18 protein-coding genes and 1 tRNA gene are annotated in these 20368 nt (G+C 66.4%); 5 read left to right on the top strand and 14 right to left on the bottom strand.

Going from position 1 to position 20368, the window contains the following annotated elements; all coding sequences use genetic code 11:
- Positions 1-13: 13 nt before the first annotated feature.
- From KRR38_RS10670 to infA, 11 genes are all read right to left on the bottom strand, one after another.
- Positions 14-697: a Fe2+-dependent dioxygenase gene (locus KRR38_RS10670; protein WP_217401280.1), complete on the bottom strand. Its 684-nt coding sequence runs from the start codon at positions 695-697 to the stop codon at positions 14-16.
- 10 nt (positions 698-707) lie between these two features.
- Positions 708-1451, bottom strand: a complete 744-nt coding sequence (locus KRR38_RS10665; protein ID WP_217401278.1) for a tetratricopeptide repeat protein — start codon at positions 1449-1451, stop codon at positions 708-710.
- Between the two features lie 29 nt (positions 1452-1480).
- Entirely contained in the window at positions 1481-3988 is a 2508-nt protein-coding gene (locus KRR38_RS10660) for a TonB-dependent siderophore receptor (protein WP_217401276.1), read from the bottom strand.
- A 110-nt stretch (positions 3989-4098) separates the two neighbouring features.
- Positions 4099-4929 (bottom strand): SDR family oxidoreductase, encoded by an 831-nt coding sequence (locus KRR38_RS10655; RefSeq protein ID WP_217401274.1) that lies wholly within the window; start codon positions 4927-4929, stop codon positions 4099-4101.
- 13 nt (positions 4930-4942) lie between these two features.
- On the bottom strand, positions 4943-7315 hold the full coding sequence (locus KRR38_RS10650; protein WP_217401272.1) for a PQQ-dependent dehydrogenase, methanol/ethanol family: 2373 nt from the start codon (positions 7313-7315) through the stop codon (positions 4943-4945).
- 27 nt (positions 7316-7342) lie between these two features.
- Positions 7343-7864, bottom strand: coding sequence for a nuclear transport factor 2 family protein (locus KRR38_RS10645; protein WP_217401270.1), 522 nt, complete (start codon positions 7862-7864; stop codon positions 7343-7345).
- 177 nt (positions 7865-8041) lie between these two features.
- Positions 8042-8117, bottom strand: a tRNA-Phe gene (locus KRR38_RS10640).
- A 101-nt stretch (positions 8118-8218) separates the two neighbouring features.
- A complete protein-coding gene (yacG, locus tag KRR38_RS10635) occupies positions 8219-8386 on the bottom strand; it encodes a DNA gyrase inhibitor YacG (protein WP_217401268.1) in 168 nt (55 codons plus the stop codon).
- A complete protein-coding gene (locus KRR38_RS10630) occupies positions 8383-9369 on the bottom strand; it encodes a ribonuclease (RefSeq protein WP_254514739.1) in 987 nt (328 codons plus the stop codon). Before KRR38_RS10630 ends, yacG begins: the two co-directional genes overlap by 4 nt.
- Complete coding sequence (locus KRR38_RS10625; protein ID WP_217401266.1) at positions 9362-9937, bottom strand: nucleoside triphosphate pyrophosphatase; 576 nt, start codon at positions 9935-9937, stop codon at positions 9362-9364. The genes KRR38_RS10630 and KRR38_RS10625 overlap by 8 nt, the downstream gene beginning before the upstream one ends.
- Positions 9938-9959: 22 nt before the next feature.
- Complete coding sequence (gene infA / locus KRR38_RS10620) at positions 9960-10211, bottom strand: translation initiation factor IF-1 (protein WP_217401264.1); 252 nt, start codon at positions 10209-10211, stop codon at positions 9960-9962.
- 227 nt (positions 10212-10438) lie between these two features.
- On the opposite strand from infA, the gene KRR38_RS10615 reads away from it, so the two are divergent.
- The 3 genes from KRR38_RS10615 (at position 10439) to KRR38_RS10605 (ending at position 15889) form a co-directional block, all read left to right on the top strand.
- Positions 10439-13030 carry a TonB-dependent receptor gene (locus tag KRR38_RS10615; RefSeq protein ID WP_217401262.1) on the top strand — a complete coding sequence of 864 codons (2592 nt, stop codon included), beginning with the start codon at positions 10439-10441 and terminating at the stop codon, positions 13028-13030.
- 44 nt (positions 13031-13074) lie between these two features.
- Complete coding sequence (gene uvrC, locus KRR38_RS10610; protein WP_217401260.1) at positions 13075-15018, top strand: excinuclease ABC subunit UvrC; 1944 nt, start codon at positions 13075-13077, stop codon at positions 15016-15018.
- A gap of 109 nt (positions 15019-15127) precedes the next feature.
- The gene (locus KRR38_RS10605) at positions 15128-15889 is read left to right on the top strand and encodes an alpha/beta fold hydrolase (RefSeq protein WP_217401258.1); all 762 of its coding nucleotides are present in this window, start codon (positions 15128-15130) and stop codon (positions 15887-15889) included.
- Between the two features lie 40 nt (positions 15890-15929).
- On the opposite strand, the gene KRR38_RS10600 is transcribed toward KRR38_RS10605, so the two are convergent.
- Both KRR38_RS10600 and KRR38_RS10595 read right to left on the bottom strand, forming a co-directional pair.
- The gene (locus KRR38_RS10600) at positions 15930-16187 is read right to left on the bottom strand and encodes a hypothetical protein (RefSeq protein WP_217401256.1); all 258 of its coding nucleotides are present in this window, start codon (positions 16185-16187) and stop codon (positions 15930-15932) included.
- Positions 16188-16217: 30 nt separating this feature from the next.
- On the bottom strand, positions 16218-17972 hold the full coding sequence (locus KRR38_RS10595; RefSeq protein ID WP_217401254.1) for a cation:proton antiporter: 1755 nt from the start codon (positions 17970-17972) through the stop codon (positions 16218-16220).
- Between the two features lie 155 nt (positions 17973-18127).
- Between KRR38_RS10595 and KRR38_RS10590 the strand changes: the two genes are divergently transcribed.
- Together KRR38_RS10590 and KRR38_RS10585 are read left to right on the top strand one after the other, a co-directional pair.
- The gene (locus tag KRR38_RS10590) at positions 18128-18589 is read left to right on the top strand and encodes a carboxymuconolactone decarboxylase family protein (protein WP_217401252.1); all 462 of its coding nucleotides are present in this window, start codon (positions 18128-18130) and stop codon (positions 18587-18589) included.
- Positions 18589-19461 (top strand): sigma-70 family RNA polymerase sigma factor, encoded by an 873-nt coding sequence (locus KRR38_RS10585; protein WP_217401250.1) that lies wholly within the window; start codon positions 18589-18591, stop codon positions 19459-19461. The genes KRR38_RS10590 and KRR38_RS10585 overlap by 1 nt, the downstream gene beginning before the upstream one ends.
- On the opposite strand, the gene KRR38_RS10580 is transcribed toward KRR38_RS10585, so the two are convergent.
- Positions 19458-20342 carry an acyl-CoA thioesterase II gene (locus KRR38_RS10580; protein WP_217401248.1) on the bottom strand — a complete coding sequence of 295 codons (885 nt, stop codon included), beginning with the start codon at positions 20340-20342 and terminating at the stop codon, positions 19458-19460. The genes KRR38_RS10585 and KRR38_RS10580 overlap by 4 nt on opposite strands.
- Positions 20343-20368 lie beyond the last annotated feature (26 nt).

Raw genomic sequence — 20368 nt, 5'->3', positions numbered from 1 at the left:
CAGGGCGGGCGGCTTAGCTGTCCGCCCAGCGCCGCAGCAGGTTGTGGTAGACGCCGGTGAGCTGGATCACCGCGGCGTCGTCTTGCCCGCGGTCCTGCGCGACCGTCTGGATCGCGGTGTCGAGCTCGAACAGGGTGCGGCGGGCTTCGGTGTCTCGGACCATCGACTGGATCCAGAAGAAGCTCGCCACGCGCCGACCATGCGTCACCGGCTCGACGCGGTGGAGGCTGGACGAGGGGTAGAGCAGCATGTGCCCGGCGGGCAGTTTGACCGTCTGGGCGCCGAACTGCGTCTCGATCGTCAGTTCGCCACCGTCATAGGCCTCGGGATTCTCTAGGAACAAAGTTGCCGACAGGTCGCTGCGCAGGCGGAACTCGCTGCCGCGCTGGATGCGCACGGCATTGTCGACATGGACGTCGAACGCCTCGCCGCCCTCGTAGCTGTTGAACAGCGGCGGGAAGATCTTGAGCGGCAGCGCCGCGGCGAAGAACAGCGGCGAGCGGCCGAGCGCTTCGAGCACCATGGCGCCAGCCTCTCGCGCGGCGTCGCTTTCCTCAGGCAGTTGCCGGTTGCGCTTGGCGAGTGCCGACTGGTGTCCCGAGGTGGCATTGCCGTCAATCCATTCTGCCGCGTCGATCACCGTGCGAAGGCGGGTGAGCGTGGCGGCGTCGAGTATGGCGGGAATTTCGAGCAGCATGGACGCGGCCTTAGCGCAAACCGTGCAGCGCGGCGATGCCCCGGTCGCGCAGGGCTGTGTCGGGCGCGGCGTGCAGCCAGGCTTCGGTCTTGGCGATGAAAGCGGGGGTCGCGCTCTCGCGGATGCGGCCGATCCAGCGCAGCGCGCCCTCGATGTCGCCGGCGTAGATCAGCATGCGGGCGTGGTTGAAGCAGCCGCGGAAATCGCCGCCTTCGGCTGCCAGGCGGTAATGCTCGGCGGCGGCGGCCAGGTCCTTCGCCACGACCAGTCCGTCCTCGTAGAAGCTGCCGACGAGGTTGATCGACTTGGCGTGGCCCATGCCCGCCGCCTTGCGCAGCAGCGCCAGCGCCCCGGGCTTGTCCTCTAGGAGGTGCGTGCCCTCGGCGAGCATCTTGGCGTAATTGTAGAGGCCCCAGTCGAGCCCGCGGTCGGCCGCGGCCTTGAACCACTGCGCGGCGCGGGCCTTGTCGACCGGCACGCCCCAACCGAGTTCGAAGCAGCGCCCGATCATGTTGACCGCCATGGCGTGGCCCTGTTCGGCCGCCTTGTGAAACCAGCCGATCGCGGCGGCCTGATCCTGCGGCAGTTCCCGCCCGTCGAGCAGCATCTGCCCGAGCGCCGCCTGGGCATCGGCATGGCCGGCTTCGGCCGTCAGCCGGATGGCGGCGACGCGATCGGGACTGCCCGGGGCGAGCAACGCGGAAAGCTGTTCCGCGCTCATTGCCCTCAGGGTCTCGATCTCAAGCGTCGCCATCCGGTTTCACTACGCGAAGTTCCCTGCGATCAGAAGCTGTAGAAGATGCTGCCGACTACCGAACGTCGTTCACCGGGGGTCGCCCAGCCACCGCCGATCACGCCAGTGGTGGCGTTCACGTTGTTGCGGATGCCCGTGTAGTAGCGCTTGTCGAACAGGTTCTGGACGTTGATCTGCGCAGTCAGTCCCTCGCGGACCTCATAGGACACCAGCAGACGCTGGGTGATGTAGCCGTCCGAATAGAACTGCTTGCGTTCCAGCAGTGTCCGCTGGTGCAGCGCGAACTTGCCCTGATAGGTCAGGCCATAGCCGAGTTCGAGCCCGAAGGGGAACTTGTACGAGGTGAAGAGGCTGCCCGAATGCTCGGGTGTCTGCTGCAGGCGGTCGCCAGCCTGCGGGTCTGGAAGCGCAGCGCTGTTGTTGCAGAGCGCTGTCCGGGCAGGCGTAACGGTACCGTCGGGCCGCGCGATGCAATCGTTCGACTGGCTTTGGCGCACCCGGCCGTTGAGGTACGTGTAGTTGCCGAAGACCAGCCACTGCGGCGTGATATAGCCGGTGAGGCCCAGTGCAACGCCGTCCACGCGCGACCTGCCGTCGAGCACCTGGAGCCCGGCGGGCTGGTTCGGATCGTTCGAAGGAACACGGAAATTCGTACGTTCGTTACGGAAGACTGCGGCCGTCAACTGGATGCCGTGGACATCCGCCTTGATGCCGACTTCGTAGCTCTTCGCCTTTTCGGGCGCGACATTGCAGAAGTTGACAAAGGTTGCGCCCGTGCCGCTAGTGCAGCCGAGCCGCACCGTCGACGAGGACGGGGTCTTTGAATTGGCGAAGGCGGCATAGATGCTGACGCTCTTGATCGGCTTGAACACCGCGCCGACGCGCCACGAGAACAGGTCTTCGCTCGACCTCTGCTGCAGCAACTCGTTAGCCGCTGGCCGCGGCGTGCCGGGCGGATAGACGGCCAGCGGCACCGGGCGGAAGGTCGCCTTGTTGCTTTCCCAGCGCGCACCGCCGTTGAGCTCGAACATGTCGTTGAGCACGAGGTTGTCGAACGCGTAGATTGCCTTGTTGAACGTTTCCGACTTGGACTGTGCCGTCACCGTGAGATTGACCGGGCCGGTATAAACCGTGTTCGGATTGGCCATGCTGATCTGCGGCAGCACCAGCGCCTGGCCAGCAGCATTGCGCACCAGCGAGGCGCTGGTGATCGAATAGTCCTCCCAGGTCAGCGCGCCGCCGACCACCAGGGTGTTATGGAAGCCGCCTTTGGCACCACTTTCGATGCGCAGGTCGGTCTGGTTGTAGAACAGCGTATTGAGCTGGTCGCGCACGAGACCGCGCGGGCCGTTCGGCTGAAAAAAGCCGGGTGCCACGGTGATCGTCGGCGACGTGCCGAAGCCGCCGTTTGCGAGCGCGACGTTTGCGATGGTCAGCGTGCAGGCAGCGCCGACACCGCTGGTCGGGCTGGTCGGCACTGGCTGGCGGCCCGTCGCGGTCAGGCAGAACGTGCCCTGCGGCGCGCTCGTCTGGCTGTACTGCGCCACGCGCTGATAGCGCGTCTGGTTGCGGATCGAGACGTGATCGCTGAAGCTGTGCTTGAACGTCGCGGTGACGCGATCGACGTCGGTCACCTGCTTGTCGAGGTTGACGATGCCGTAATAGTCGCTGTCGTCGATCTCGGCGAGCGGGCCGTTGTTGATCTCGTTCTTGAAGTAGGGAACGCCATAGATCGGCGTGTTGTTGTCGTGCTGGTGGAAGTAGGCCAGTGTCAGGTTGGTCGGGCTGTCGACGCCGATCGTGATCGCCGGTGCCACGCCCCAGCGCTTGTACTTCTCGACGTCGCGGCCGGGAACGTCGTTGCGGTGGACCATCGCGTTGAGGCGCACCGCGATGAGGTCGTTGACGCGGTAGTTGCTGTCGATGGTGCCGCGGTAATAGTTGTCGGTGCCGACCGCCGCGTTGAGGATCGTCAGATTATCCTTCTGCGGCGCCTTCGACACGAGATTGATCGTGCCGCCGACCGAGCCGGAACCCGAATAGACCGAGTTAGCGCCGTTGTAGACCTCGATCTGCTGCAGGTTGAACGGATCGCTGCGCGTGTACTGCGCGCTGTCGCGCACGCCGTCGATGGTCAGGTCGTTGCTGGCCGAATAGCCGCGCAGGTTGATGTTGTCGCCATAGCCGCCGCCGCCTTCGCCGGCGCCGAAGGTGATGCCCGGGATCGTCTGCAGCGCGTCGCGCAGCGTCAGCAGGTTCTGCTTGCGCAGCACCTGGTCGCTGATGACGGTGACGGTCTGCGGCGTGTCGAGCAGCGTCGTGATCGTCTTGGGCGATTCCAGCTCGAGCTCGGACTTCTGCGCGTTGACGATGATCGTGCGGCCGTCTTCGCCGACTGTGCTGGAGCCCGCGCTCGCGCTGGAACCCGTGTCGGCATCACCGGTGCCCGTGTCGGCTGCGAGAGCCGGAGCGGACGTAAGGAACCCTACGCAGGAGAGAGCGAGAAAGGCCGGTTGGGCCGACGAAAGCTTGCGCATGAGCATGTACCCCCACTGAATATGAGGGGGGCTGCTATTGCGAGTCTCTCGCAGTGTCAACCTTATTGCGAGCGATTATCATAATCATGTGGAACGGCGTGCAGCCTGGGTCATGCCGGACTGTCGAACGGCCTGGCGCCTCCGGCCGCGAGAGTGGGGGCTTTGGTGTAACTGTGCAGGAAATCCGCCATCCGCTGCGTAGCTTCGCCGCGGTCGATGATCTGGAGCCTTTCGAACAGCGGCCGTAGGTGCGGCGGGACATAGAGCGGGCCATTATCGACGTTTGCGAGTGCCCCTTGGGCCAGATCGTCGGACAGCTGGTACCGGTCCGGATCGTCGTTGATCCCCAGTCGGTCCATCGCGGGCGTCGCGGTTGCCCCGGCGGAGACGTAGACCACGTCGACACCCTTGCCCTTGAGCTCCCACCACAGCCCCTCGCAGAAGGTCAGGGCGAAGGACTTGCAGCTGCCATAAGTGACGTGGCTCGGCGCCCCGGCATAGGCCGACATCGCCCCGACCACCATGATCGCGCCGCGCCCGCGCGCTGCCATTCCCTGCCCGAAATGATGCGCGCACGAAACCTGGCCGATCGCGTTCAGCCGGATCAGCCGGAGGCAGTCCTCCAGCTTGCGATCGAGGAAGGCGTCGAAGCCGTTGTCGGCGCCCGCATTGTAGACGAGCAGCCCGACCTCGAGCGGATCGGTCACGCTGCGTATCCGGTCGAGCATGTCGGCCGCGGTCAGGTCGAGAGCGAGCGTGCACACCTCTACCCCGCTTTGCTCGCGGATGCGTTCGGCTATCTCTTCCAGCGGCTCTGCCCGGCGCGCCAGCAGTACGAGGTTGATCCCGGCGCGCGCGATCTCCTCGGCGAAAGCGCCGCCGATGCCTTCCGAGCCACCCGCGATCAACGCCCAGGGGCCGTATCTGTCCTTCGAAATCATCGTACTCTCCTGTTTAGCGGCGCTTGCCCGAGACCGGCCAGGTGCCGAACGGGGATGAATTCACCGTGCCGCGGAAGCTGTCGCCTTCGAGTGTTACGTCGAACCGAAGCGTGACGGGGTAGGGCAGATAGACCTGGCCCGACCAGGTCGCGCGGTTGCCATGCACCGTGCCGGCAATGGCGACCGGGCCATCGGGGGCGATCTGCTGGCCAGTGATGCTGTCGCCCGCAATCCGATAGGTCGCGGTCGCCGCTTCCGTGCCGTCCGGCGTGCCGACTGTGAGGTTCCAGGCCCCGTCGAAGGACTTGCCCTTCGCAGCTTCGCTCGCTGTCGATGGGCCGAGCTGACGGCCGCGCACGCGCAGGTATTGGCGGATCGCTTCGATCTGGTCGTCGGCCAGCTCGGGATAGGCCGGCATGCCGTTCGGCACGAGTGCACCCTTTAGCACGGCGCGAATTGCTTGTCCGTCGGCTGGGACGGGCGAAGTGCGTAGGTCCGGCGCGGATCCGCCGCCGATCGCGTTGATGCCGTGGCAGACGATGCAGCCGATGCCGGCGAAGGCCGCAGCCCCTTTCGCTTCGAGCGCAGGGTTGGAGCGGAACCCTGGGTCGACTGGTGCCTGCAGCGGTAGCGGTGCGCTCGCCGGCAGCTTGTCCTTGCCGTTGAGCACGAAAGTCAGCACGCGGCGCGGCATGCGGTAGTCGGTGCGATAGCCGGCATCCCCCGCGGAAAAGACGCCGCCGCCCGATGCGCCGCTGCCGGTCAGCACGGTCACATATTGCTTGCCGGCCACGCGGAAGGTGATCGGCGGGGCCACCACCGGCGTGCCGGTCTGGTAGGACCACAGTTCCTTGCCGCTCCGCGCGTCGTAGGCGACCAGCTTGCCGTCGATCCGGCCCTGGAAGACGAGATCACCCGCCGTTGCCATCGTGCCGCCAGGCCAGTCGCCGGGCAGGGCTACGGTCCACCTGGCTTTCTGGGCGACCGGATCCCAGGCCTTCAGAAAGCTGCGATGCCCGCCCGGCAGCGCCGGATTGGGCACGAGCTTGACGCCCATGCCGCCGGCCTTGCGTTCGCTATCGATATCGACGCCATCGTCGCCGATGAAGGCGCCGCCTTCGATGACCGGCAGGTAAACCAGGCCGGTCCGCGGGCTATAGGATTGCGGCAGCCAGCTATGCGCGCCGCGGATCGCCGGCCACAGCTCGAACATGCCCGGCTTGCCGCCGTAGCGAATGCCCGGGTTTTCGATCGGACGGCCGGTCTTGATGTCGATGCCGCGCGCCCAGGTCACGCGCGCGAAGGGCTTGGCCGAAAGCAGTTCGCCGGTCTTGCGGTCGAGCACATAGAAGAAGCCGTTCTTCGGCGCCTGCATCAGCACCTTGCGTGGCTTGCCTCCGATATTCAGCGTCGCGAGGGTCATGTCCTGGGTCGCCGTGCAGTCCCACTGTTCGCCGGGGCAGACCTGATAGTGCCAGACGTATTTGCCGGTGTCCGCGTCCACCGCGACGATCGAGGCGAGGAACAGGTTGTCGCCGCCGCCGGGACTGCGCAGCCGCTGGTTATAGGGGTAGCCGTTGCCGACGCCGATATAGATCAGCTTGAGCTCGGGATCATAGCTGAACGCGCCCCAGACGGTCCCGCCGCCGCCGTTTTTCCACCACTCGCCATTCCAGGTCCGGGCAGCGATCCGCGTGGTCTCGTCATGATCGACTGCCGGGTTGCCCGGCACGGTGTAGAAGCGCCAGAGCCGCTTGCCCGTGACCGTGTCATAGGCGGTGGCATAGCCGCGGATCGCGCTGATGTCGGCGCCGCCGTGGCCGATGACCAGCTTGCCGTCGAACACCCGCGGCGCGCCGTTGATATAGCGCAGTTCCTTGGGATCGAAGTCGCGCTGCATCCAGATCTGCTTGCCGCTATTGGCGTCGAGCGCGATGATCCTGCCTTCGGTCGTGGCGAGGAAGATCCGGCCTTTCCAGTAGGCGATGCCTTTGGTGCCCCAGCCCATCCGCAGGTTCAGGCCCGCGACCTCGCGCGTGTGCGAATCGTATTCCCAGAGCAGCTTGCCGGTCGCCGCTTCGAAGGCGCGGATGAAGGAATGGCCGGTGGTGACGAAAAGCTTGCCGTCGACTTCGAGCGGCTCGGTCAGCGTGTTCTCGGACGGCAGGTCGTAGTGCCAGGCCAGGCCGAGCCGGGCGACGCTGCCCGTGTCGATCGTGTCGAGCGGGCTGTAGTGCTGCTCGCCCTCGGTACGCCCCCAGGACGGCCAGTTGTCGGGATCGCCGGTCGCCGTAGGATCGGCCGGAGCGGTGCGGCCGCAGGCGGTAATCGATGCCGCGAGGGCCAGGCCGAAGAGCAGGCGTAGAAGACGCTTCGCCTTGTCCATCGCTGTCGCCCCCCCGCATTTGGCCGCTTATTTCTGTGCGGCTTGGCGTTCGCCCGCGACGATCTCGGCTTCGGTCAACGGCACGAAATTCTGGAGGCCCTCGCTGCCCCAGCCTTGCTCGATCGGCACGTTGAAATAGGTTCGGCAGATCATCTCACTGATCCGCCAGCCGTCGGCCGTGCGACGGTACTTTTCCGAGAAGCGCGCGGTTGCCATGATGCTCTTGCCGTCATGGGCATAGCGCGCGTCGAGATAGGCCACGCCGGTTGCCGCGTCGCCGTCAACCTCGACCATGTGGTTGCTGATGAACTGTTTGATGAAGGTCAGCCGCCGCGACAGGCTCGGAATGGCGCGGCTGAATTCCGCCCGGCCTTTCGCCACGACGACGCCCTCGTACTCGACATAGGCGTCGTCGGTGTAGAGCGCGGCCGTCTCTTCCGAGCGACCTTCGTTGATGACGTAGTGATACTGCATCCGCAGCCGGCGGATTTCCTCGATGTCCTCAAGGCGCCCCAGCCGCGCCTCGAGATCGGCTATGTCGATCGCCATCATCGCTCTCCCGGTGGCGTTGTTTCTTTGAGGTCGGGATATCCGCTGTCGCGGCGCGGCGCCATGTGCCTGCGGTACACGCGGCTTGACCGACGCGGCCTTATGGGACCGCAGTGCGTGAGGTGAGTCGCCGATGTTCCAGATGTGGCTAGCGTCGTTAGCTGGGCAAACCGGTTATGGTGCCCGGGGACGGAATCGAACCGCCGACACCATGATTTTCAGTCATGTGCTCTACCAACTGAGCTACCCGGGCATCGCTGCTGCGGCAGTCCTGAAGGGACCGGCGAGCGATTGGAAGCGCGCCTATGACGAAGCAGGGCGAGCTTGGCAAGCGGGAATCATGCCTTTTTCGTGTCAGGCTTCGGGATCGCGGTCGGGATCGGCTGGCGGGCCGGGCAGGGCGTAGCCGTCCTCGAGCCATTGCAGCAGGTCGCGGTCACGGCAGCGGGCCGAGCAGAAGGGCGCGTGCTCCTCTACGCGGGGCTTGCGGCAGATCGGGCATTTCTTCAGGGCGGTCATCATAGGTCCACTAGCTGGGCATGGCCGCCCGTCGGCGCAAGCGCCGGATCGCTCTGCCAGCGCAATTGCCGGCCCGTGCGGCGGGTGAGTTCATCCTGCCATTTGGGCTTGATCTCGGCGATCACCGTAGGGTGCGCGGCCAGCAGCAAGGCGCCGGCGCCGTCGAGCCGCTCGGCGCGGCGTAGCAGGTGGCGGGCGGCCGCGCCGGCGGGATCGCGGGCCAGGCGGTGGAGCAGCGATGGGCGTTCGAACCGGGCGACGAGCTGGACGAAGCCGAAGCCGTTCATCGCCGTGCGTTCGTGCGGCCAGCCGGCGAGCGCGGCAGCAAGGGCTTCGTCGGCGGCACGGCGGTCGGCCTTGTCGCTCAAGGTCGGGAAATCGATGCCGATCGAGCCGGCTAGGTCGAAGCGGCGGATGGTCGCGGCGATAGCGGGGATCGCGGCCTGGGCGAGGGCGGCCAGGGGCAAAGACCCGTCGATGTCGATCAGCGTCATCGCGGGCGTGGCGCTGATCGTCAGGTTGCCGCCGTTGAACGCGATTTCGCCCGTCAGGGCTTCGGCGAAGAGGTCGTCCCAGTCTTCGTCGAAACGCCGTACCACGCGTACCCTCTGTTCTTCTGTGCGCAGCCGCTCGGCGAGCGTCGGTGCAGGGCGGGGCTTGTCGTTCGTCGGCCGCGCTTGGGCATGCTTGAGCCTGCCGGTCTCGGCGATAGCCGCGCGGGTGATCAAGGCGCGGAGCGGTGCGCCTTCGCTGGCGTCCTTGGGGAGCTGATCGACCAGCGCTTCCTCGCCCGAGGCGAATCGCAGCGTGCCGCGCTTCGCGCCTGTCGCGCGCGAGATCAGGACCCCGTCCTCGACCTGTCCCGCCGTCAGTTTGCCCGGCCAGTCGAGCCGCGCCGCCAGAATTGCGCCGCCCGCGGAAAGGATCGCACGATGTTCGCCAATCCCTTCCTCGATCAGCCACTCAGGCCCAGCGATCTTAGGCAATGGAGAATCCCGCCGCCTTGAGCAGCGCCCGCGTCTCGTAGAGCGGCAGGCCGACGACGCCCGAATGGCTGCCCTGGATCCAGGCGATCAGGCCCTCGGCCGCGCCCTGGATGGCATAGCCGCCGGCTTTGCCGTGCCATTCGCCGCCGGCGATGTAGGCGTCGATCTCGGCACGCGAGAGCGGTTTGAAACGGACGATGGTTTCCGACAGCCGCTCGCGCAGGGTGCCGTCGGGGCTTTTCAGTGCGACGGCGGAGAGCACGCGGTGGCGGCGACCCGACATCAGTTCCAGGCAGCGGCGCGCGGTGGCTTCGTCCTCGGCCTTGGGCAGGATGCGGCGGCCCAGTGCGACGACGGTATCGCCGGCGAGGACATGCGCACCTTCGCTCGGCACGGCTTCCGCCTTCTCGCGTGCCATGCGGCTCGCGTAGATGCGGGGGACTTCGGCCTTGCGCGGGGTTTCGTCGATATCGGCGGCGGCGATGCCGGCAGGCTCGATCCCCAGGCGGGCGATGAGCTCGCGGCGTCGCGGACTGGCGGAAGCGAGGATGAGCATTAGCGCGCTCATGCCCGCAACTCCTTTTCAGTGTTCAATAGGGGCCGGAACCGGGGCCGCCGCGGCCGGGCATGAAGCGGTAGGTGATGCGGCCCTTGGTCAGGTCGTAAGGGGTCAGCTCGACCAGGACCTCGTCGCCGACCAGCACGCGGATGCGGTTCTTGCGCATCTTGCCGGCGGTGTGCCCCAGCACTTCGTGATCGTTTTCCAGCCTTACTCGGAACATGGCATTGGGCAGAAGCTCCACCACCGTACCCCGCATTTCCAGGAGTTCTTCTTTCGCCATGGGCCAGGGGCTTCCACTTCCTGTCGCTCAGATTTCGGCGCGCCATAACTCTGGCAAGGAGAAAAGGGAAGCCTCCCGGGCAGTTTAAGCCTCGCCAAAGTAAAGGGAGCTGTAACGGCAACGTGACAATTTGATACCCGGCAACGGATTGAGTTGCTGCGGCGCATCGACCATCAGTCGCCGCAGGGAAGGGAACCTGAGCGCGCAGCTTTGCGGGAGAATTGTCGTTGCGTTCGTTGTTTCTGTTTCCCCTGGTCGCCGCGGCGACTCCTGCCTTGGCGCAGGAGGCTGCGCCTGCGTCCGAGGCAGCCTCTCCGGCCAAGGATGAGCGGACCGACGCGGCGCCGATCGACGCGGGCACCGGCACGGCGGTCACGGCCGACGGCAAGGAGATCCTCGTCGTCGCCACGCGCATCAAGGGCCAAGTCGAAGCGCCGCAGGCGCCGATCCTGGTGCTCGACGAAGCCGACATCGCTTCCTACGGCGCGGACTCTCTCACCGACCTGCTCGACCAGTTGAGCCCGCAGACCGGCAGCGGCCGTGGGCGCGGCTCGGGCGGTCCCGTTATACTGCTCAACGGCCGGCGCATTTCGAACTTTCGCGAGATGCGCGACCTGCCGCCCGAGGCCATCCGGCGGATGGAAATCCTGCCCGAGGAAGTCGCGTTGCGCTTCGGCTATCCGCCGAACCAGCGCGTGGTGAACTTCATCCTCAAGGACAATTTCACCAGCAAGACCGTGTCCGCCGAATACGACCCGTCGACCCACGGCGGCACAGCCGACAGCGAGCTCGAGGCCGGCATGGTGAACATCAACGGCCCGCGCCGGCTGAACATCACCGGCAAGATCAACGACACGACGATGCTCACCGAGGCCGAGCGCGGCGTGAAGCAGACGTCCGATAACATCCCGACGGTCGCCGGCGATCCCGATCCGGCGCGCTACCGTTCGCTGATCGACGCGAGCCGCGCCTATGCGCTCAACGGCACCTGGTCGACCGCCTTCGGTGGAGGGCCCACGGCGCCGGCGCTGACGGTGAACGGCGCGGTGACGCGAACCGACACGCATTCGCTCAACGGGCTCGACACGGTCGAGCTGACCGGACCTGCCGGCACCGCAGTGCGCAGTCTACCCGATCCGCTGGCCCGCATCAGCCATGCCACGCTGTTCGAGGGCGGCCTGGTGCTGAACAAGCTGGCCGGCGGCTGGCAGCTCACCGCGACGGCCGACGGCAGCTACAGCAATACCGAGACCACGACCGACCAGCCACGGAGCAGCGCCGCGCTGGCCCCGCTGTTGAGCGCGGCCGCTGCCGGTACGCTGGCGATCGACGGACCGCTGCCCACAGTAACGCCCGGCGTGACTGACCGCGCGCGGACGCAGGACTACAGCCTGACCTCGCTGTTCACCGCTTCGGGCAGCCCCTTCTCACTGCCCGCGGGCGAGGCCTCGATGACGCTGAAGGGCGGCTTCGCCTATACCCGGTCTGACAACAGCGATACGCGGACCTTCGGCAATACCAATCTCGACCGCGGCGATGCCTCGGTCGGGATCAACCTGGCGCTGCCGATCACCAGCCGCAAGAAGGGCGTGCTGGGCGGGATCGGTGATATTTCGCTCAATTTCAGCGGAGGGCTGAATCATCTATCGGACTTCGGTACGCTTACCGACTGGAGCGCCGGGCTGAACTGGATGCCGACCAGCAAGCTCGATTTCTCGGCGAGCTATATCGTCAACCAGGCCGCGCCGACGCTGAACCAGCTGGGCAATCCAACCCAGCTTTCGTCGAACGTCGTGGTCTATGATTTCACCACCGGCCAGACCGCACTGGTGACCATCATCAACGGCGGCAATCGCGACCTGAAGCGCGAGACCCAGCGCGATCTCAAGTTCTCGGCCAACTGGCAGCTGCCGTTTCTCAAGAATTCGAACCTGATCGTCGACTATTTCCGCAACCGGTCGAGCGATGTCACCGAGGATTTCCCGCTGCTCACGCCCGAGATCGAGGCGGCGTTCCCGGGCCGTGTCGTGCGCGATGCGAGCGGGCAACTCGTGGCGATCGATCGCCGGCCGGTGACTTTCAGCGAGGTCAAGAGCTCGCGGCTGCGCTGGGGCTTCAACCTGTCGGGCACGATCGGCAAGCCGCAGCCCGGCGGGCGGCAAGGCTTCATGGGCATGGCGGGTGGTGGCGAGCGCGGTCCGCGCGGCGACGGTGCAGGCCGTGGCGCCGGCATGGGCGGCGGACCGGGGGCGGGTCGCGGTCCCGGCGGTGGAGGTGGCGGCGGTCGCTTCGGTGGCGGCGGAGGCGGCGGTCCAGGTGGTCCCGGCGGCAACGGCCAGGGACGCTGGAACATCTCGCTGTTCCACACGGTGCAGTTCACCAACACCGTTCTCGTCGCACCCGGCGGGCCGGCGCTCGACCTGCTGGGCGGCGATGCGCTGGTCGCGGGCGGCGTGCCTCGGCAGGGCTTCGAGCTCGAGGGCGGCGGCTTCTACAAGGGCTTCGGCCTGCGGCTCAATGGCACCTGGTCGGCGCCGGTCACCGTCCAGGCCACCGGCGCGCCGGGCAGCAGCGACCTGCGTTTCGGCAGCGTGACCAAGCTGAACCTGCGCGCCTTCGTCAATTTCGACCAGCAGAAGAAGCTGGTTCAGGACGTGCCCTTCCTCAAGGGCGCGCGGCTGATGCTCAAGGTCGACAACCTGCTGGATTCGCGCCAGCACGTCACCGACGACACAGGCGCGGTGCCGCTGAGCTACCAGGTAGACTACCGCGACCCGCGCGGCCGGGTGATCGGGCTCGATTTCCGCAAGATGTTCTAGGCACCCGGCTTTCGCCGGCGCGCCAAAATGCCTATCTGGCCGGGATGGCCCGTACTCCCGCCGGAACACCCAATAACCCTAGAGGCGCCGAACGCTTCAACGAAGACCGCGCGTCCTATACGCTGAAGGGCTCGGACCAGCCCGACATCGAGGCGGGCGTTGCCGTGCTGCGCGATACGGTGAAGACCTTGCCTTCGCGCCCCGGCGTCTACCGCATGCAGGATGCGCGCGGCGACGTGCTCTATGTCGGCAAGGCGCGTGTGCTGCGCAACCGTGTGGCGAACTATACCCAGGTCGACCGACTGCCGCTGCGGCTCAAGCGCATGGTCAGCCAGACGCGCTCGATGACGATCGTCACGACCAATTCGGAAGCCGAGGCGCTGCTGCTCGAGGCGCAGCTGATCAAGCGCTTCCGGCCGCCCTACAACGTGCTGCTGCGCGACGACAAAAGCTTCCCCTTCATCCTGCTGCGCGCCGATCATGCCTTCCCGCGGATCACCAAGCACCGCGGCGCTCGCAAGGCCAAGGGGGACTACTACGGGCCTTTCGCCAGCGCCGGATCGGTCAATACGACGATCAACGCGCTGCAGAAGCTGTTCCTGCTGCGCAGCTGCACCGACAGCTTCTTCAGCCGGCGCGACCGGCCCTGCCTTCTTTACCAGATCAAGCGCTGCTCGGCACCCTGCGTCGGGCGGATCGACGAGGCCGGCTATGCGGAGCTGGTGAGCGAGGCCAAGGACTTCCTCGCCGGCAAGTCGGCCGCCGTGCAGAAGAAAATCGAGGCGCAGATGGCGAAAGCGGCGGAGGCGCTCGATTTCGAAAGCGCGGCCATGCTGCGTGACCGGCTGCGCGCCGCAACTTTCATCCAGGGCAGCCAGGCGATCAACGCCGAGGGACTGCAGAACGCCGACATCTTCGCCATGGCCTGCAAGGGCGGGCAGGTGGCGGTCCAGGCCTTCTTCATCCGCGGCGGCCAGAACTGGGGCCACCGCGCCTTCTTCCCGACCCATACAGAGGGACTCAGCGAGGAAGAGGTGATGACCGCGTTCCTCGCCCAGTTCTACGAGGAAGTGCCGCCCGCGCGCTGCATCCTGGTCGACCGCGCGCTGCCCGAGGCAGACTTGCTCGCCGAAGCCTTCCGCGAAGGGGCGGGCGGTAAGGTGGAGGTCTCGGTCCCGCAGCGCGGCGATCGCCGCCGCCTTATCCAGCAGGCTGCGCGCAACGCGGCCGAGGCGCTCGACCGACGCATGGCCGAAAGCGGCAGCAAGGCCAAGATCATGCGCGAGGTTGCCGAGTTCTTCGAACTGCCCGAAGTGCCGCAGCGTATCGAGGTCTACGACAACAGCCACATCCAGGGCACCAATGCGCTGGGGGCGATGGTCGTCGCCGGGCCCGAGGGCTTCCTCAACAACCAGTACCGCAAGTTCAACATCAAGACCGCGCAGACCAACGACGACTTCGGCATGATGCGCGAGGTCATGGCGCGCCGCTTCGGCCGGGCCATGACCGAGGACCCCGACCGCGAGAGCGGCACCTGGCCCGACCTCGTGCTGATCGACGGCGGCAAGGGGCAGATGAGCGCGGTCAGGGGCGTGGTCGAGGAACTCGGCATCGAGGACCTGCCGCTGATCGGCATCGCCAAGGGCCCCGACCACGGGCGCGAGGGCAGGGAGGTGTTCCACTTCCCTGACGGCCGCGAGAAGACGTTGCCGGTCAATTCGCCCGTGCTGTTCTATCTCCAGCGCCTGCGCGACGAGGCGCACCGCTTCGCCATCGGCGCACACCGCGCCAAGCGCAGCCGCGCGATCACGGCGTCACCGCTCGACGAGATCCCCGGCATTGGCCCGGCGCGCAAACGCGCGCTGCTGCTGCATTTCGGCACGGCAGGCAAGGTACGCGCGGCCAGTCTGGAAGACCTGCAACGCGCACCGGGCGTCAGCGCCGCTGTGGCGCAGACCGTCTATGACTTCTACCATCCCAGCGGCTGACATTTCGTTGGCCTTCGATCGGGAGCTGTGCCTATCCTTTGCGCGCCGGCGACGACTGTCATCAAACCGCCGGATCCCATGTCCAGTTTGCGCACGAACGGAGGTCTTCATGACTAAGGTGGTTCTCGGTCTATTCGCAGGCGTGCTCGCATCCTCGCTTTCGCCGCTGACGGCCCATGCCGCGCCTGCGGGAGCGGTCAAGAATGTCGTCCTGGTCCACGGCGCCTTCGCCGACGGATCGGGCTGGAAGGCGGTTTACGACATCCTGCAACGCGACGGCTACAATGTCAGCATCGTCCAGCCGCCCGAGACGAGCCTTGAGGAAGACATCGCCGCGACCACCCGCATCCTCGATCAGCAGGATGGCCCGACGATCCTCGTGGGACACAGCTATGGCGGGATGATCATCTCGGGCGCGGGCAACCATGCGCGCGTCAAGGCGCTGGTCTATGTCGCGGCGTTCCAGCCCGAAGTGGGCGAGAGCCTGGGCTCGCTCCAGGCTTCCAAGCCGCCGGCCGCCAATTCGATCGTTCCCTCGGCAGATGGCTTCCTGTTCCTCGATCGGGCGAAATTTCACGCCGATTTCGCCGCCGATCTTCCCGCGTCGGTCGCAGACCTGATGGCGCGGTCGCAAGTGCCGCTGTCGGCGAAGGCAGCCGGCACACCGGCGACCGCGCCCGCCTGGAAGACCAAGCCGAACTACGCGATCGTCGCCACCGAGGACCGGGCGATCAATCCCGATCTCGAGCGGTCGATGTACCAACGGTCCAAATCGACGACGATCGAGCTGAAGAGCAGCCACGTCGCCTATATGTCGCAGCCCAAGGCAGTTGCGGACCTCATCGAGAAGGCGGCAACCGAAGCGAAATGACGTGCCGTAGCAGCCTCTCCGCCTGGAGGGGCTGCTACAATCAGTCGAAATAGCCCTCGTCGAGATTGGCCTTGAAGTCGGCCACCCAGTCGTAGCCGATGCCGCCGATCGAGCGCAGACCCTTCTCGGTGCGGACGTTCACGATCGTCACCAGATAGGTCACAGTGAACATGCCCGCTCCGTCGGGATCGGGTTCCATGAATTCCATCTCGAAGCCGAAGTCGCCAGGCGTCCGGCCGCTGGCGGTCAGTATCGCGTTGGCCTTGACGAGTTCGTCTTCGTACATCTGGTGCGACATGATGCTTCTCCTTGGACGTTAGAGCAGGCTCTAAGGCTCTCTTCCCGGTTGCGTGAAGATACGATCGCGACCGGCCTGGACGTTGCCGGTTTCGATCTGCTTCTTCAGTCTTTCCTTGTCACGGGCGCGGTACATGTCCTCGGCGCGGCCGATGTCCTCGGGGCTGACTTCCAGTTCCTCAAGCGCCAGCCTGGCCATCTTCACCGCCGATTCCATCACTTCGCGCACTACCGCAGCTATGGGCGTGCCGCTCAACCGGATCATCGACCGGCGATCGTAGCCGCGGACATAGATCGCCGCCTTGGGGAAGGCGTCATGCACCGCCTCGATCAGCTCAGCGCTGATCTGGTCGCCGTCGAGGCAGAACAGGATCAGCTCGGCCTCGTCGGCGCCCGCCTGGCGAAGCATCTCGATCCGCGTGCCGTCGCCGAAATAGACCTTGGCGCCGAAGCCGCTGGCGACGTCGATCATCTCGACGTCGGTGTCGATCAAGGTCACCGGGATGTTGCTGGCGATCAGCATCTGCGCAACGGTCTGGCCGAAGCGGCCATAGCCGATGATCAGCGCGTTGGCCCCGTCGGCCTTGGGTGCCTCGCGCTCCTCGCGTTCGACGGGGGCTTCGCGGAAGCGTTTCGTCGCCGCCATGAGGAACGGCGTGGTCGCCATCGAGAGCGTGACGATCGCGCCGAACAGGCTCGCTGCATCGGGCGCGACGAGCTGGGCATTGGCGGCCTGGGCGAACAGCACGAAGCCGAATTCGCCGCCCTGGCTCAGCAGCACGCCGAGCGCGAGCGCCGCACGCCATGACATGCGGAACATCATGCCGATGGCGAAGATCACCGCGGCTTTCACCGCGATCAGCGTCAGCGCCATGCCGATGACGAAGAACGGCCGCTCGGCGATGGCTTCGAGGTTCAACATCATGCCGACGGTCAGGAAGAACAGGCCGAGCAGGATCGTGCGGAACGGCTCGACATCGGCTTCGAGTTCATGCCGATAAGGCGAGTCCGCCAGCATGACGCCCGCGACAAAGGCGCCCAGCGCGGTCGACAGGCCCAGCCATTCCATCAGCGCGGCCGAGGCGATGACGGTAAACAGCGCGGCGAAGACGAACATCTCGCGTTCGCCCATGTTGCCGATGAAGCGGAATAACGGGCGGATCAGGAAGCGGCCCGCGGCGACCAGTCCCACGACCGCGGCGAAAGTGTAGACCGTCAGCAGCCAGCCCGGCGGTCCGCCGGCATCGGCCGGATTGCGGCTCATCGCGGCGATGATCGTGATCAGCGGGATTATCGACAGGTCCTGGAACAGCAGGATGGCGAAAGCGCGCTCGCCGAAGGGCGTGCGCAGCCGTCCCGAGGAGCGCAGCAACGGCAGCACCTGCGCGGTCGAGGACAGCGCCAGCGGCAGGCCCAGTGCCAGCGCGGCCGCGGGCGAGAAGCCCACCAGGCTGATGATCCCGGCGACGGCGAGGCCGCAGAGCGTCACCTGGAGCAGGCCGAGCCCGAGGATGTCGCGCTTCATCTTCCACAGCCGCGACGGGTTGAGCTCGAGCCCGACGACGAAAAGCAGCAGCGTGATGCCGAGATCGGCGACGCCCTGCATCGCTTCGGGCTCGCCGACCATATTCAGCACTTGCGGCCCGACCAGCATGCCGGCGACGAGGAAACCCAGCGTCGCACCCAGGCCCAAGCGCCGGAACAGCAGCACGAAGACCAGCGCGAAGCCGAGCAGCAGGAATCCGTCGCGCAGCAGCGAGGTCCCGGTAGCGGCGGCGTCGTGCATCAGGCGGGGAAGGGGAGAAATGCGGGCATCCCCGCTACCTGCGCAATCAGGCCGCAAGTCTCAAGCGCTTTCGCCGCCCAAAAAATTTCGCGGCCGTGTCACACCGTCGATCTGCTATCTCGTCTTGTCGGCGAAACCCCGGAAAGGAACCGACGATGACTGCCAAGATGAACCCCTACGCCGCAGCGCCCGAACTGATGACGCGCTGGACCGAGCTCGGTACCCTGGTCGGCGACAGTATCGAGCACAGCCTGGCCGAGCTGGTGAAGATGCGCTCGTCGATCCTCAACGGCTGTGCCAACTGCATCAACATGCACAGCGCCGAGGCCCGCGCCCACGGCGAGAGCGAGCAGCGGCTTTATCTGGTCGCCGCCTGGCAGGATGCGCCCGTCTTCACGGCGCGCGAACGCGCCGCGCTGGGCTGGACCGATGCCTTGACGAAGCTGTCGCAAGGGCACACCCATGACGAGGCCTACAAGGCGCTAGCAGAACATTTCACCGAGGAGGAACGGGTGAACCTGACGCTGCTGATCAACATCATCAACGGCTGGAACCGTGTCGCCGTCGGCTTCGGCCTGTGGATCGAGACGCCGCACACGAAGAAGATCGCAGCCTGATGGTTGCGGACAGCCCGGGCGCCGCGGAAATGGAAGCCGCCGCGGCGGAGTTCGACCCGCTGCGCCCGCGGCTGGCGCGCGTCGCCTACCGCATGCTCGGCTCGGTCGCCGATGCCGAGGACGTGGTGCAGGAGGCCTTCATCCGCTGGCTCGGTGCCGACCGCGCCACGGTGCGCGAGCCCGAGGCCTTCCTGCGCCGCACCGTGACGCGGCTTTGCCTGGATCAGCTCAAGTCCGCACGGCACCGGCGCGAAACTTATATCGGTCCTTGGCTGCCCGATCCGATCGTCGAAGAGGAAGACGTCGAGGATGTCACACTCCCGCTGATGCTGGCGCTCGAACGGCTTTCCCCGCTCGAGCGGGCAGCTTTCCTGCTGCACGATGTCTTCGGGCTGGACTTCGAGGAGGTCGCGAAGACGATCGACCGTGACCCAGCCGCCTGCCGCCAGCTTGCCAGTCGTGCGCGCGGGCATGTCCGCGACGGGCGCCCGCGCTTCCAGATCGAGAGGAAGCACGGACTGGAAATCGCCGAAGCCTTCTTCGCCGCCTCGCGCAGCGGCGACATGGTCGCGCTGGGTGTCCTGTTGGCTGACGACGTTTCCAGCCATTCGGATGGCGGCGGCAAGCGCGCCGCGGCGGTGCGGCTCGTCTTGGGCAAGCGTCAGCTCATGCGCCTGCACAAGGGGCTGGGCGTGATTTACCGCAAATACACCTCGCGCCTGGTCCGCACTGGCTTCGTCAACGGCCTCCCCGGCTTCGTCACGCGCGAAGCCGATGGCGAGCTTCAGACTACCGCGTTCGAAATCGAGGACGGCAAGATCACGGCGATCTACGTCATGCGCAATCCGGACAAGCTCAAGCACCTGCACTAGCCGACCCGGCGGATCATGCCTTCCTGCACGACGCTGGCGACCAGCCGCCCGTCGCGCCGATAGATCTTGCCGCCGATATGACCGCGTGCGCGACCCGCCCAGCTGCTGTGCGTTTCGTAGAGCAGCCAATCGTCCATGCGGAAATCGTCGTGGAACCAGATCGCATTGTCGAGGCTGGCGCCCTGATAGTCGCCGCGATGCCAGCTGAGCCCATGCGGCCGCGAAGCCGTCGGCAGCAACGGCGCGTCGCTGGCGTGAACCAGCAGAGCGCGGTGGACGCGCGGGTCGTCGGGCAGCGGCGCCGCGGCACGCAGCCAGACGTGCATGTGCGGCGGCCCCTGCGCCGGTTCGGCGAGGTCGGTGTCCTCGACCGAGCGCTGCTCGATCGCATGGGCGGCGAACATCGCGGACATGCTTTTCCCAGTAAGGCCGTCATTTCCGGACCGCGTATCGAAGCGGGGCTTCAGCGCCTCTGGGGGCGTGACCTGCGGCATCTCGTCCTGATGCTCGACACTCTGCTCGAGCCGGTGGAACGAGGCGTTCATGCTGAGTAGGAGACGGTCGCCCTGGCGCGCGACGACGCGGCGGTTGGCGAAGCTGCCGCCATCGAGGTCGCGTTCGACCTCGTAGCGGATCGGCTGGCGGAAATCGCCCATGCGAAGGAAATAGGCGTGCAGCGAATGCGGCAGGCGGCCTTCGCGCACGGTTGCCTCGGCCGCCGCCAGCGCCTGTGCGACGACCTGGCCGCCATAGACGCGGCCCGCGCCGTTCTCGCCCCCTTCGGGCGTGCGACCGCCTTCGAAGGCGTCACCACCCAGCGGCTCTACCCGGAGCAGGGCGGCCAGATCGTTTACCAGGCTTTGCGCGGTGGTTTCGGTCATGCGCCCCGCTTAGGCAGCGCGGGGCT

Origin of the sequence: Novosphingobium sp. G106, assembly GCF_019075875.1 — a bacterium.
GTDB lineage: Bacteria > Pseudomonadota > Alphaproteobacteria > Sphingomonadales > Sphingomonadaceae > Novosphingobium.
Note: the sequence above shows the minus strand (reverse complement) of the source record. Positions and strands in the feature narration are given on the sequence as shown.